Source organism: Kribbella steppae (genome assembly GCF_004342025.1).
GTDB classification, from domain to species: Bacteria; Actinomycetota; Actinomycetes; order Propionibacteriales; family Kribbellaceae; genus Kribbella; species Kribbella steppae.
Genome location: NZ_SLWN01000007.1, coordinates 121,643 through 134,823, shown reverse-complemented (window position 1 = coordinate 134,823; position 13,181 = coordinate 121,643). Strand labels below are relative to the sequence as shown.

Annotated in this window: 10 protein-coding genes; 8 read left to right on the top strand and 2 right to left on the bottom strand. The window is 67.5% G+C overall.

The window, feature by feature from the left end:
* Positions 1–27 precede the first annotated feature (27 nt).
* Together EV652_RS21040 and EV652_RS21035 are read left to right on the top strand one after the other, a co-directional pair.
* Complete coding sequence (locus EV652_RS21040; protein WP_158441213.1) at positions 28–1,989, top strand: sensor histidine kinase; 1,962 nt, start codon at positions 28–30, stop codon at positions 1,987–1,989.
* Positions 1,977–2,621: a response regulator transcription factor gene (locus EV652_RS21035; protein WP_132210897.1), complete on the top strand. Its 645-nt coding sequence runs from the start codon at positions 1,977–1,979 to the stop codon at positions 2,619–2,621. The genes EV652_RS21040 and EV652_RS21035 overlap by 13 nt, the downstream gene beginning before the upstream one ends.
* A gap of 263 nt (positions 2,622–2,884) precedes the next feature.
* Here EV652_RS21035 and EV652_RS21030 read toward each other — a convergent pair whose 3' ends face one another.
* Positions 2,885–3,373, bottom strand: a complete 489-nt coding sequence (locus EV652_RS21030) for a hypothetical protein (protein ID WP_132210896.1) — start codon at positions 3,371–3,373, stop codon at positions 2,885–2,887.
* 170 nt (positions 3,374–3,543) lie between these two features.
* Here EV652_RS21030 and EV652_RS21025 point away from each other — a divergent pair, with 170 nt between their 5' ends.
* From EV652_RS21025 to EV652_RS21000, 6 genes are all read left to right on the top strand, one after another.
* Positions 3,544–4,257 (top strand): FadR/GntR family transcriptional regulator, encoded by a 714-nt coding sequence (locus tag EV652_RS21025; protein ID WP_132210895.1) that lies wholly within the window; start codon positions 3,544–3,546, stop codon positions 4,255–4,257.
* Between the two features lie 140 nt (positions 4,258–4,397).
* Positions 4,398–5,696: an ABC transporter substrate-binding protein gene (locus EV652_RS21020; protein ID WP_132210894.1), complete on the top strand. Its 1,299-nt coding sequence runs from the start codon at positions 4,398–4,400 to the stop codon at positions 5,694–5,696.
* Positions 5,696–6,583 carry a carbohydrate ABC transporter permease gene (locus tag EV652_RS21015; RefSeq protein ID WP_132210893.1) on the top strand — a complete coding sequence of 296 codons (888 nt, stop codon included), beginning with the start codon at positions 5,696–5,698 and terminating at the stop codon, positions 6,581–6,583. Before EV652_RS21020 ends, EV652_RS21015 begins: the two co-directional genes overlap by 1 nt.
* On the top strand, positions 6,583–7,515 hold the full coding sequence (locus EV652_RS21010; protein WP_199238314.1) for a carbohydrate ABC transporter permease: 933 nt from the start codon (positions 6,583–6,585) through the stop codon (positions 7,513–7,515). Before EV652_RS21015 ends, EV652_RS21010 begins: the two co-directional genes overlap by 1 nt.
* The gene (locus EV652_RS21005) at positions 7,512–9,965 is read left to right on the top strand and encodes a beta-galactosidase (RefSeq protein ID WP_242001893.1); all 2,454 of its coding nucleotides are present in this window, start codon (positions 7,512–7,514) and stop codon (positions 9,963–9,965) included. Before EV652_RS21010 ends, EV652_RS21005 begins: the two co-directional genes overlap by 4 nt.
* Positions 9,966–9,975: 10 nt before the next feature.
* Positions 9,976–11,235 (top strand): ROK family transcriptional regulator, encoded by a 1,260-nt coding sequence (locus EV652_RS21000; RefSeq protein WP_132210891.1) that lies wholly within the window; start codon positions 9,976–9,978, stop codon positions 11,233–11,235.
* On the opposite strand, the gene EV652_RS20995 is transcribed toward EV652_RS21000, so the two are convergent.
* Positions 11,232–13,073, bottom strand: coding sequence for an ABC transporter ATP-binding protein (locus EV652_RS20995; RefSeq protein WP_242001892.1), 1,842 nt, complete (start codon positions 13,071–13,073; stop codon positions 11,232–11,234). The two genes, EV652_RS21000 and EV652_RS20995, sit on opposite strands and share 4 nt — an antisense overlap.
* Positions 13,074–13,181: the final 108 nt, after the last annotated feature.

Genomic DNA, 13,181 nt, shown 5'->3' with positions numbered 1-13,181 from the left:
ACCGTCCGGCGCTGCCACGATGGTGGCGTGGGTGGGAGGAGCCGGTGGCCGGTCCCGGCCGTGCTGTTCGGAGCGACGGTGGTCGCGGAGATCGCGGCGATCGGCCTGTCCTGGCGCCTCGAACCGGTGTACGACACACTCCTGTACGCCGTCTTCAGCATCGTCAGCGTCGGCGCCGGGGCGCTGATCGCGCAGCGGCACCCGGGGAATCCGATCGGCTGGCTGTTCTGCGGTTTCGGTCTGCTCAACGCGCTGACCGCGGATCTCGCCCAAGGCTGGGGGCTCCGGGCCGCCGCCGAGGGCTGGGCGGCAGGCACGTTCGCCGAGTGGATCGTCACGATGAGTTGGCTCGTGAGCGGCTTCGGCTGGACGCTCACCTTCCTGCTCTTCCCGACCGGCAGCCTGCCAGGCCCGAACTGGCGGCCGCTGCCTTGGATCGGTGCGGTCGGCCTCGTCCTGAGCACGGTCGGCTGGTCGCTGAGCCCTGATCGCGGCCAGGACTTCGTGGGTGGTCGCAACCCGTGGGCGGTCGAGTCGCTGCCGACCGGCGTGCTGGTCGCGGTCGGGCTGCCACTGTTCCTCGGCTCGCTCATGGCTGCCGTTGTCTCGCTCGCCGTCCGCTTCCGACGGTCGCGCGGTGTCGAACGCCAGCAGCTCAAGTGGTTCGTGCTCGCGGCGTCGATCGCGGGTGTGGTTCTTCCGACGGTCTTCCCGCTGTGGTACGTCACTCCAGCCGCCGGTGTCCTGGCCGCGCTCGCGCTGTGCGGTCTGCCGCTCGCGGCGGCGGCGGCGATCCTGCGCTACCGCCTCTACGACATCGACCTGTTCATCAGCCGCACGGTCGCGTACTTTTCGCTCACGCTGCTGCTCGGCGCGGCGTACGTCGTACTGATCATTGCTCTCGGCACCTTGTTCGGCCGGGGCTCGGCCTGGGCCACAGCCGCGGCGACGGTGGTGTGCGCGATCCTGTTCCGCCCGTTGCGCGGCCGGATCCAGGACGGGGTCGACCGCCGGTTCAACCGGTCCCGGTACGACGCCCTGCACCGGATGGCCGCCTTTCTCGACGACGTCCGGTCCGGTCGGCGCCCACCCGAGGACGTGCAGACGGTCCTCCGCGAGATCCTCGCCGACCCTCGTTTGGAGCTGCTCGTCTTCCTGCCGGAGAGCCAGCGGTACGTCGACCTCGCGGGCAACACCCGGACAGACGACGACCGGCACCGGATCGCGATCGAACGCGGCGACCAGCCGATCGGCGTGGTCGTGCATGACAGCACGGCCGAGCTCAGCCCGGAGCTGGTCCGGCGCGTGGTCGAGGACGGCGGCCTGGCGATCGAGATCGCCCGGCTGCGCGCGGAACTGCGGCTGCAACTGAACGAGGTCAAGGCGTCCCGGGCCCGGATCGTTGCCGCCGGCCACGCCGAGCGCCGGCGGATCGAACGCGATCTGCACGACGGCGCCCAGCAGCGGCTGGTGTCCATCGGTCTGGCGCTGCGGCACGCCCAGCACCAGCTGGGATCAGCACCCGAAGCCGCTGGCACAACGCTGGACAGTGCGGTGGCAGAGGTGAGTGTCGCGATCGGCGAGCTTCGAGTGCTGGCTCGCGGTCTGCCGCCGACTCAGCTGGATGCCGGTCTCGGACCGGCCTTCCATGACCTTGCTCGCCGGGCTCCGTTGCCGGTGTCGGTCGACGTACCCGAGGAGCGATTCGACTTGGGTGTCGAGGCCGCGGCGTACTTCATCTGCTGTGAAGGGCTGACCAACGCGGTCAAGCACGCCAACGCCACGCGCGTCGATCTCGCCGCCCGCTGCCAGAACCACAGCCTGCTGGTGACAGTGGCGGACGACGGCGTCGGCGGTGCGTCCGCCGGGAACAGCACGGGTCTGACCGGGCTCGCCGATCGGGTCGCAGCGCTCGGCGGGAGCTTCCGCATCGACAGCGAACCAGGTCGCGGTACGACGCTCACCGCGGAGCTGCCATGCGGATCGTGATCGCGGAGGACCAGGTACTGCTGCGCGAGGGGTTGAAGATGCTCTTCGTCGACGGCGGACACGAGGTGGTTGCCACGCTCGGCGACGCGGATGGGTTGCTCGCGGCCGTGGCGTCGTACCGGCCGGACCTTGTCGTGGCGGACATCCGGATGCCGCCGACGTTCAGCGACGAAGGGGCGCGTGCGGCGGCGGCGGTGAAGAATGCGCATCCGGACGTCGGCGTACTGCTGCTGTCCCAGCACATCGAGACGACGCACGTGGTGGGTCTCGTGTCACTGGGCGGATTCGGTTATCTGCTGAAGGATCGGGTGCTGGACGTCGGCGAGTTCCTGGCGTCGGCGGAGCGCGTCGCCCGGGGCGGGTCGGCCCTGGATCCGCAGGTTGTGGCTGGTCTGGTGGCGCGGCGAGCGGACAACGATCCGCTGGCCGCGTTGACCGATCGGGAACGGCATGTGCTCGAGTTGATGGCCGAGGGACTCACGAACAGCGGGATCGCGAGGCGGTTGTTCCTCAGCGAGCGCACGGTGGAAGCGCACGTCCGGCACGTGTTCACCAAGCTCGCGCTTCCCGAGTCCGAGGACGGTCATCGCCGCGTCCTCGCCGTACTGACTCATCTCAGCGCGGCTGGGTAGGGCTCACTCCAGGCCGAGATCTTCCAGGATGTCTGCCACCGGTCGTCCGGGCGGTGCCGCGCTGGTGAGGCCGCGGATGCAGCCGGTCATGACCATGCGGAAGTACGCCTCGCTGCTGATCTGAGGGAGCTCGGCTTGAGCGGCGGCGAGTACCCGCGCGAGCCGGGCGGCCACGAGATCCGCGGGCCGAAGTTCGCCGAGGACATCGACGGCATCGTCGCCCACCTCCGCAAAGCGGGCTGACCCGAGGCGGCGCCGCGCCCTCAGTGGCGCGGCGCCCGCTTGCGCCTGGCCTGGTCGACCACGATCAGAACGGTGCCGAGGGCGCCGAACAGTGCAAAGGAGCCGAGAGCGGCGAAGGCCGGGCCGAGGAAGGTCGCGGCGGTGTGGCGGCGGCCGGCGAAGTAGGTCGCGCTCTGGTCGGTGCAGCTGACCTCGACCGCCTGCGCGGGCACCTTCTCGACGGAGTGTGCGACCACGTAGTAGACGTCACCGGCGTCGTCGAACTGCTCGGACCGCGATGGTTCCGTCAACGCGATCGGGGCGCCGCTCGCGTCCTTCGCCGTACAGCTCTGACCGGCGCCCCGCTCGGAGGCGAAGATGGTCAGCCCGACACCGTCGAGCTGCACCGGCCCCTGGTCGACCGGGGCCGGTGTGCCTGGAATGGTGCGCAGCAGTTGCACGAGGAAGAACCCACTCACCACGAACGCCACCACGAAACAACCGATCCCGATCCAGCTCAGTCTCCGCATCCGCGAAGAATAATGGCTACAACGCCCGCCCGAGCGGACAGGAGCTTCCATGCCACGCATCACGTCGGTGGAGGTCATCGACGTCCGGTTCCCGACCTCGCTGACCCAGGACGGCTCCCGGTGGGGAAACTGAATTCCTGCAGCGGCTGCCGGTGCATGACAATGGCTGAATGAGTAGTCCAGCGGGTGGTTCGCAGACCGATGTGGTCGTCCAGGGCATCAAACAGATGATCGTGGACGGCACCCTCAAGCCCGGCGCCAAACTGCCGATCGAGAAGGATCTCGGCGAGTCGCTCGGTGTCTCCCGCGGCCCGTTGCGTGAGGCCGTCCGGGCCCTGTCGATCATGGGTGTGCTGGAGACCAGGCAGGGCGACGGTACGTACGTCACCACGCTCGACTCCTCGTTGCTGCTGGCCCCGATGGGCTTCGTCGTCGACCTGCAGAACCACGGCGGCGCTCACCATCTGCACGCCGTACGACGGATGCTCGAGACCGAGGCGGCCGCGCTGGCTGCCAGTCGCATCACCCCGGAGGCACTGCAGGCGGCCGGGGCGGCACTCGACCGGGCCGAGGCCGAGCTGGCGAGCGGCGGCGAACCGGACCACGAGGCGATCATCGACAGCGATATCGCCTTCCACCGGCTGATCGCCGAAGCATCCGGCAACCCGGTGCTCGAGGCTCTGATCGAGGCGCTCAGCGGCCGGACCGTCCGCGGCCGGCTCTGGCGCTCGATCAGCCAGACGGGCGCCGACGAGACCACCCACGCCGAACACCGCGCCATCCTGGACGCCCTCGCCGCCCGTGACGCCGACCGCGCGCGCGCCCGGATGGCCGCCCATCTCTTCGCCGTCGAGGACTACCTGCGCGACGTCCCACCCGCGTAGCAGCGGAGGTCACGGTTTGGATTTCTCAGGGTCGAGGTCTTGTCAGGGGTTATTCCAATGGTTAGTTTAACCGCCACTTGAACCCGAGGGTGCCGTCAGAGTCGCCCTGCCGCCGGGTTCGCAAGGCTTGGAGGAACACGATGGACGGGACGCAGCTTTCGCGTCGGGGTTTTCTCGGGATGGGTCTGGCCGCGGGCGTCATCACGCTCACCGCGTGCGGATCCGACAGTGACGACAAGAGTTCTTCGTCGGGTAACGCCACCGCCGCCAACCTGGTGATGACGGTGTGGGGCGGGGAGAACGACAAGACGACGTACCAGAAGCGGATCGATCTGCTGGTCAAGAAGTTCCCCGAGCTGAAGGTGACGCTGCAGCTGATCCCGAACGACGGGTACGCGCAGAAGGTCCAGACGATGATTGCCGGTGGCAAGGGACCGGACATCATGCAGGTGGCCGAGAGTGTCAACGTCTACTCGAGCAAGAACCAGATCCAGCCGCTGGACGAGCTGGCCTCGAAGGCCGGGATCGACCTGGAGAAGCGGTTCGGCTCGATCGGCAAGCTGTACTCCTACCAGGACAAGGTCTACGCGATCCCGGACCGCTCGGGCGCGATGATCGTCTTCTACAACAAGACGCTGTTCGATGCCAAGGGCATCAAGGCGCCGACTGCGGACTGGACCTGGGACGACGCACTCGGCGCGTTCAAGGAGCTCACCGTCCCCGGCAAGCAGTGGGGTTACGCCGGCTCCGGCTGGTGGGCGCAGTGGTGGAGCTTCGTGTACCAGAACGGCGGCAAGATCATCGACGACAGCGGCAAGCCCGCGGTCGCCACCGACGAGGTGATCGAGGCGCTCCAGTGGTCCGGTGACCTGATCTTCAAGCACGGCGTGGTCCCGACCCAGAAGCAGTACGCCGACATGGGTGCTGACGTCGGTGGCGACGCGGCGTTCGCCAACGGCAAGGTGGCGGTCAACACCACTGGGTTCTGGGGGATCAGCGGCCTGACCAAGAGCAAGATCGAGTGGGATATCGCCCCGCTGTGGAAGGGCAAGCAGCAGGCGGTGACCGCGTTCGGCAGCGGCCTGGCCATCTCCCGGACGGCGAAGAACCCCGAGGCCGCGCTCAAGGCGATCGACTTCCTCACCTCGCCGGACGCTCAGCAGCAGATCATCGCCACCGGCCAGGACGTGCCGGCCAACATCGAGGTGCAGAAGAGCGAGGCGTTCCTGAAGCCGGCCTGGATGACCAAGCCGGTGAACATGGACGTGTTCGGCGAGTCCAGCGGCTTCGTCTACCGGGCCCCGTTCATCCCGGCCTGGAACGAGATGCAGAAGGCGTTCGACGACGGGCTGGCCGACTTCTGGCTGGGCAAGCAGGACGCGCGGGCCGCGCTGACCGCCATCCAGAAGCGGCTCGAGACCATCGTCAAGCCGGGCTGATGTCGAAGCTGCGCCGCCGCGAGGCGTTGTGGTTCTACCTGTTCGCGTCCCCGTGGATCATCGGGTTCGTCGTGTTCCTGCTCGGGCCGATGATCGCGTCGATCTACTTCTCGCTGACCGACTGGGACTCGTTCACCCCGCCGGAGTTCGTCGGGCTGGAGAACTACACCCGGCTGCTGACCGAGGATCCGGTGTTCTGGAAGGCGTTGTGGAACACCTTCTACTACGCCGCCGTCTCGGTGCCGCTCGGTCTGGTGATCGGCTTGTGGCTGGCGAACCTGCTGAACAAGCAGGTTCGCCTCCGCAAGGTGTTCCGGACGCTGATCTATCTGCCGACGCTGGTACCGCTGGTCGCGACGGCGATGATCTTCAAGATGGTGCTCGCACCGTCCGGCCCGCTGAACGACGTGCTCGGGGTGTTCGGCATCCCGGGCCCGTCGTGGCTGCTGGAAGCGATCTGGGTGAAACCCGCGTTGATCCTGCTGTCCGTCTGGGGTGCCGGCGGCGCGACCGTACTGTTGCTCGCGGCCATGAAGGGCATCCCGCGGGAGCTCTACGAAGCGGCCGAGGTGGACGGCGCCGGACCGTTCCGGCAGTTCTGGAGCATCACCTTCCCGCAGTTGACCCCGATCATCTTCTTCAACCTGATCATGGGGTTGATCGGGGCGTTCCAGGTGTTCTCCCAGGTGTACATCCTGACCAAGGGCGGGCCGAACAACGCCAGCCAGATGATGGTCCCGATGCTGTTCGACGAGGCGTTCTCCTTCTACCACATGGGATATGCGTCGGCGCTGTCGTGGCTGCTGTTCGCCGTCATCCTGGTGTTCACGCTGCTCGCCTTCCGCACCGCCCGGCGCTGGGTGTTCTACGAGACCGAGGTGAAGTGATGGCCACCGTCATCTCCGCTGCCGCACCACCGCAGCAGCAGGAACCGGAGCCGGGGCAGGAGCGGGCGCAGAGCAAGGACCGGATCCTCCGGGTGTTCCGCGCGACGCCGTTCACCTATGCCACGTTGATCATCGCGTCGGCGGTGCTGTGCGTGCCGCTGGTGTTCGTGGTGTCGATCGCCTTGGCCAGTGACCAGACGGTGAACGCGAACACCTTCACGATCCTCCCGCGCGAGTTCCACTGGGAGAACTTCACCCGGGTGTTCAGCACCGACCTGCCGATGCAGCGGTTCCTGCTGAACTCGGTCATCATCTCGACCGGCGCGGTGATCGGGCAGGTGCTGTCCAGCGGGCTGGTCGGCTACGCGTTCGCGCGGCTGCGGGCACCGGGCAAGAACGCGCTGTTCATCATCGTGCTGGCAACCATGATGATCCCGGCGCAGATCACGATGATCCCGCAGTTCATCCTGTTCAAGGAGCTCGGCTGGGTGAACACCTACCTGCCGCTGATCGTGCCGAACTTCTTCTCCAACGCGTTCAACGTCTTCCTGGTCCGGCAGTTCGTGTCCCGGCTGCCGAGCGAGATCGACGAGGCCGCGATGGTGGACGGCCTCGGCTTCTTCGGCATCTACCGCCGGATCATGTTGCCGATGCTCAGCCCGGTGCTGATTGCGATCGGCATCTTCACGCTGACCGCGACCTGGGGCGACTTCATGGGTCCGTTGATCTACCTCAACGACGAGACCAAGATGCCGCTCGCGCTGGGCGTGCAGTACATCACCAGTACGTCGGCAGCACTGCAGGCACCACCGTGGAACCTGGTCATGGTCGGGTCGATCCTGCTCACCTTGCCGATGATCCTGGTCTACTACCTGGGACAGCGGTACCTGTACGAGATGGACATCAGCGGCGGCAGTGCGGGGGTCAAGTGAACGCAGTGACAATGGATGCGCGTGGCATCCGGATCGACGGTCAGCCGCAGGTCGTGCTGTGTGCGTCATTGTTCTACTTCCGGTTGCCCCGGGAGCAGTGGCGGGCACGGCTCGACCAGGTCAAGGCGTCGGGCTACACCTGTGTGGACGTGTACCTGCCGTGGAACTTTCACGAGCTCGCGCCCGGCCGCTGGTCGTTCGACGGCCGGCGCGACGTGGCCGCCTTCCTCGATCTCGCGCATGAGGTGGGTCTGCACGTCATCGCCCGGCCCGGTCCGTACATCTGTTCGGAGTGGGACGGCGGTGCGCTGCCGGCCTGGCTCGGTCTCGATCCCTCGCTGCAGGTGCGCCAGAACGAGCCGCGCTTCCTCGGCTGGGTGTCGGAGTGGTTCGACCAGGTGCTGCCGATCCTGGCCGCCCGCCAGTTCGGAGCCGGTGGCGCGGTCATCATGGTCCAGCTGGAGAACGAACTCGACTTCTTCGACTGCGAGGACCGCACCGGCTACATCACCGCGCTGCACGACCAGGCAGTTGCCCACGGCATCACCGTGCCGTTGGTCGCGTGCGCCGGTCAGGGTGACCTGTTCGGTGCCACCGGCAACGTGCAGGACGTCGTGCCCGCGTGCAACTTCTACCCGAACGACGACTCCCCGCACATCGAGGCAGAGGTACGGCGGTACGCCGATCTGCTCGCGGATCGTGGACTGCCGTTGCTGATCACCGAGACGAATCGGCGGCACCGGACCCTGCGACGGTTGCTGGCCAGTGGTGCGTCGCTGATCGCACCGTATCTGCAGGCGTCGGGGTGGAACTTCGGCTACACGCCCTCGAGTGGCAACTGGGGTAAGCCCGGCAACTTCATGAGCCACGGGTACGACTTCGGTGGTTACGTGTCGTCGACGGGGATCGAGCGGCCAGAGTACGCCGAGGCGCAGGTCCTCGGGCGCGTCCTGGACGCACTGGGATCGCGGGTGGCGCTCGCTATCTCGGGAGGGTCCGCCGAGGTCGTGGCCGACTTCCCGACCAGCTCGTCTCCGTCGGTGCTCGACCTCGACGGTGGTGGACAGTTGGTCGCCGTACCGAACCTCGGTACGACGGATGGCCGGGCGGTCGTCAACGGTGTCTCCGTCGCGGTAGCGGCGGACTCGTGCCCGTTGATGCTGATCGACCTGCCGCTGCGGGACAAGACGTTGACATTGGCATCGGCCGACCTGGTCGAGCTGTCGGACGATGGATTGACCTTCTCCTCCAAGGTTCCGGTGACTGTTGTCATCGGCAACACCCCGGTGGAGATCGCGGTTGGCGCCAGCCTCGTTGTGGACGGTGTGCCGGTCAGCGTGCAGGCGCCGGCGGACGTCGTACGTCCTGAGCAGGCGGCTCCGCGGGACGTGACTGCTGTGCGGCGACGGGAGGCCGAGGCTCCGGGCAAGCCAGCCGGTACGCATGAGCTTCCGCCGACCTTGGAGTCGCTCGGCGTCTATCGAGGCCGTGGGACCTACACGACGACGGCCGACCTGACCGGTGTCGACGAGCTGCTGCTCGTCGGTGCGTCCGACATCGTGGATCTGTCGATCGGTGGACGGGTTCAAACGCTTGCTGGTTTCGGGGCCACCCAGCGGATCGACGTCCGTGGGCTCACCGGGGACATTCACGCGACGGTGGAGATCTGGGGCCACGCGAACTTCGACGACGCGCGGCTGCCGTCGCTCAAGCTCGGAGCCCTGCGGGGTCTCGGCTCGCTGTGGACGGTCGTCGACACCGAGGACTTCTCCGCGTTGTGGACGGTGGAGGGTCACTGGGCGGGCGAGCCGGCACCGCTGCGCGGCCTCACCGGCTGGAGCAGCACCCGCGTCGGTACGCCGATCACGTACACGCGTCGCGTCGACGCATCGGAGACCACGGCGCTGCACCTGAAAGGGGTCCGCGAGCCGGTCAGTGTGACGGTCGGCGATGGTGAACCGACCACGGTCCACGCCGAGAATCCATGGGTGCTGTTGTCCGCCGGGACCAAGCAGGTCTCGGTGACCGTGCCTCACCACCCGAGTGGAGGCGGTCTCCGCGCCGAGCTGCTCACGTTGCAGCCGGTGACCGACTGGACGTGCGCCGTACAGGATGACGAGCTGCTGACCGCCTTCGCGCAGCAGGACAGGCCCGGGTTTGAGATCGAACTGCCGCTGACGCTCGAGCCGGGGGAGGAAGCCTGGCTCGACGTACAGCTTCCAACGTTGCAGAATGGATCGGTTGTCCGGCCCGTTGGCACGCAGGTGCGGGTCACCGGCTGGGCTTCCGGGGAGTGCATCGGGCGGGTCTGGATCGGCGAGCGTCCTGCCTTCTCCGGCGGTGATCCCGACGTACTGTGGACTCCGCCGGGGTGGTCCGGGCTGGCGCTGCTGGTCCGGGGCGTCGACGGTCCGGGTACTCCGGAGCTACGCACGCTGAGAGTTGATTGAGGGGGCAAGGTTGCCGAGGCAGACGTCTCGTGATCTGCGCAACGAGAGCCGGTTCGAAGTCCTACATGCGTTGTTCTCGCTGGGTCCCTCGACCCGGCAGGAGATCGCGAAACACACGGGGCTGAGTACGGCGACCGTCGCCACGCTGGTGACCCAGTTCCTGGCCGAGGGCGTACTGCGGATCGCGACGGTCGAGCAGAACACGGTCGGCCGCCCGTACGAGCGGCTCAGTATCGACCCCGACCGCGGCCGGATCATCGGTATCGACGTGGCCGAGACGTACGTCGACGCCACCGTCTACGACGTCACCCTCGGTCCGCTCGGCCAGTCCGAGGTCGCCCTGGACGAGCACGAGAACGACCCGGCGTACGTCGTCGACGGCATCGTCCGCGCGATCAAGGCGGCGGTCGAGGCCAGCGACACTCGGCGCGACCACATCATCGGCGCCGGCGTGAGCATGCCCGGCCAGGTCCGCCCGGATGCCGGGGTCTCGGTGTTCGCACCGAACTGGGACTGGCATGACGTCAAGATCGAGGAATTGCTCGAGGAACGCCTCGGCATACCGGTGTACGTCGACAACCCGCTGAAGGCGGTCGCGCTGTCGGAGATGTGGTTCGGGGTCGGCCGGGAGACGAAGACCATGGCCGTGGTCAACCTCGGCACCGGTGTCGGTGCGGGGATCGCGATCGACGGTTCACTGCTACGCGGCGCGGCCAACAACGCGGGCGAGTGGGGTCACACGCTGCTGCAGTTGGATGGCCGGCAGTGCCGGTGCGGTCGGCGCGGGTGCGTTGAGGCCTATCTCGGGGTGCACGGGCTGGAGATGTCGCTCGCGGAGATCGATCCGGATCACCCGGCGCTCCGGCAACCGTTGCAGCGCGGGTTCGTCGATGCGGTGGCCGAGGGACTTGCCAAGGACGATCCGGCTTTGCTGGAGCTTGCCCGTCGTACGTCGCACTACCTGGCGGCGTCGCTTGGTGATCTGGTCAATCTGCTGAACATCTCGCATGTCACCCTCACCGGGTGGACCACGAAGGCGCTGGCTCAGTGGCTGCTTCCCGCCGTACGGGATGAGCTGCCTGAGCACGTGTTGCCGGGGTCGCTGCCGGGGTTGACCGTGGAGGCGTCGCGCGTCCCGGGCAATGCGGTGGCGCTCGGGATGGCGACGTTCACGTTGGAGCAGTTCCTGGGTGCGCTGGGTCTGGCTAGTCCGGCGAGCGCGCCGGGCACCCGTCGCCGACTGCGCTCACCCGCCAAGGCCAAGGCTTAGGCAGCCTTCTCGAACTGGGTGGTGTAGAGCTCGGCGTACAGGCCGCCGGCGGCCAGCAGTTCGTCATGGGTGCCGCGTTCGCGGATCCGGCCGTCGTCCAGGACGAGGATCGTGTCCGCGTTGCGGATTGTCGACAATCGGTGCGCGATGACGAGCGACGTACGCCCGGCCAGTGCGTTCGCGAGTGCGGCCTGAACGGCGGCCTCCGACTCCGAGTCCAAGTGCGCGGTGGCTTCGTCGAGGATCACGATCGACGGCGCCTTGAGCAGCAGCCGGGCGATCGCGAGCCGCTGCCGTTCGCCGCCGGACAACCGGTAGCCGCGGTCGCCGACCACCGTGTCGAGCCCGTCGGGCAGGCTGTTGATCAGCGGCGCGATCTGGGCCGCTTCGAGGGCTGCGTGAAGGTCGGCCTCGGTCGCGTCCGGACGGGCCAGCAGCAGGTTGGAGCGGATCGTGTCGTGGTACATGTGCGAGTCCTGCGTCACCACACCGATCACGTCTCGCAGTGAGCGCTGGGTGACCTCGCGGACGTCGCGGCCGCCGACCAGCAACGCTCCGCCGGTGACGTCGTACATCCGGGAGACCAGCGATGCGAGGGTCGTCTTGCCGGCGCCGGACGGGCCGACGACGGCGACCATCTGGCCAGGCTGGACGCTGAAGCTGACGTCCTTGAGGACTTCCTCGCCGGTCTCGGCGGACAGGGTCGCGACGGACTCGAGCGAGGCGAGCGATACGTCCGCCGCCGACGGGTAGTGGAAGGACACGTGCTCGAACTCAATCGACGGCTCGACCGTTGCCGGGAGCTCCTTCGCATCCTTGTTGTCGGCAACCATCGGCGGGAGGTCGAGCACCTCGAGCACCCGCTCGAAGCTGACCAGCGTCGTCATCACGTCGACCTGGATGTTGGACAGCGCGGTGAGCGGTCCGTACAGCCGGTTGAGATAGGCGGTCAGCGCGACGACCGTACCGATCCCGAGTGCGCCTTGGACGGCGAAGACGCCGCCAACGCCGTACACGAGAGCTACAGCGAGCGCGGCGACGAGGGTCAGCGAGACGCGGAAGATGCCGGCGTACATCGCGGTGGTGACGCCGATGTCGCGGACCCGCGCGGCCTTGCCGGCGAAGTCCTTCGACGAGTCCTCGGTCCGTCCGAACACCTTGGCCAGTACGGCGCCTGCGACGTTGAACCGCTCGGTCATCGTCTGGGCCATCGTCGCGTTCAGGCGGTAGGTCTCGGCGGTTGCCTCGCGCAACCGGCCGGCGATCAGCCGGGCTGGCAGGATGAACAGTGGCAGCAGGACCAGCGCGAGCAGAGTGATCTGCCAGGACATCACGAACATCGCGGCGAGGACGAGCGCGACGCTGAGCAGGTTGCTGACCACGTTCGACAGGGTCGAGGTGAAGGCCTGCTGCGCGCCGAGGACGTCGCCGTTCAGGCGCTGGATCAGCGCCCCGGTCTGGGTCCGGCTGAAGAACGCGACCGGCAACTGCTGGACGTGGTCGAACACGGCGGTGCGCAGGTCGTAGACCAGGCCTTCGCCGATGCGGGCCGAGAACCAGCGCTGGGCCAGGGTGATCGTGCTGGAGAAGATCGCGAGCAGCGCGACCACGAGGGACAGCAAGACCACCAGTTGTTTGTCACCGGGAACGATGCCGCGGTCGATGATCTCGCGGAACAGCAGTGGGGTGACGGCGCCGCTGGCCGCGTCGATCGCGACCAGGACGAGGAAGACGGCCAGATAGCGGCGGTAGGGGACGGCGAACGTGAGGATCCGGCGCAAGGTGCCGGCGGCCAGTTTGTGGTTGCGGACCGAGGAGTCCTTGAGCAGCGATCGCATCGCGCGACCACCGCCGCCTCCTCCGCCCGGGAGCCCTGAGATCTGTGACATAGGGGCCTTTCGCTCGGCAGCAGATATACTGAGGTTAGCTCACTATGAGCTAAACTC

Bases quoted from the DNA above. Each gene is read 5' to 3' on its own strand.
- EV652_RS21025 (WP_132210895.1), top strand. From the start codon at position 3,544: ATGAGTAGTCCAGCGGGTGGTTCGCAGACCGATGTGGTCGTCCAGGGC.
- EV652_RS21020 (WP_132210894.1), top strand. From the start codon at position 4,398: ATGGACGGGACGCAGCTTTCGCGTCGGGGTTTTCTCGGGATGGGTCTG.
- EV652_RS21010 (WP_199238314.1), top strand. From the start codon at position 6,583: ATGGCCACCGTCATCTCCGCTGCCGCACCACCGCAGCAGCAGGAACCG.
- EV652_RS20995 (WP_242001892.1), bottom strand. From the start codon at position 13,073: ATGCGATCGCTGCTCAAGGACTCCTCGGTCCGCAACCACAAACTGGCC.
- EV652_RS21035 (WP_132210897.1), top strand. From the start codon at position 1,977: ATGCGGATCGTGATCGCGGAGGACCAGGTACTGCTGCGCGAGGGGTTG.
- EV652_RS21030 (WP_132210896.1), bottom strand. From the start codon at position 3,373: ATGCGGAGACTGAGCTGGATCGGGATCGGTTGTTTCGTGGTGGCGTTC.
- EV652_RS21015 (WP_132210893.1), top strand. From the start codon at position 5,696: ATGTCGAAGCTGCGCCGCCGCGAGGCGTTGTGGTTCTACCTGTTCGCG.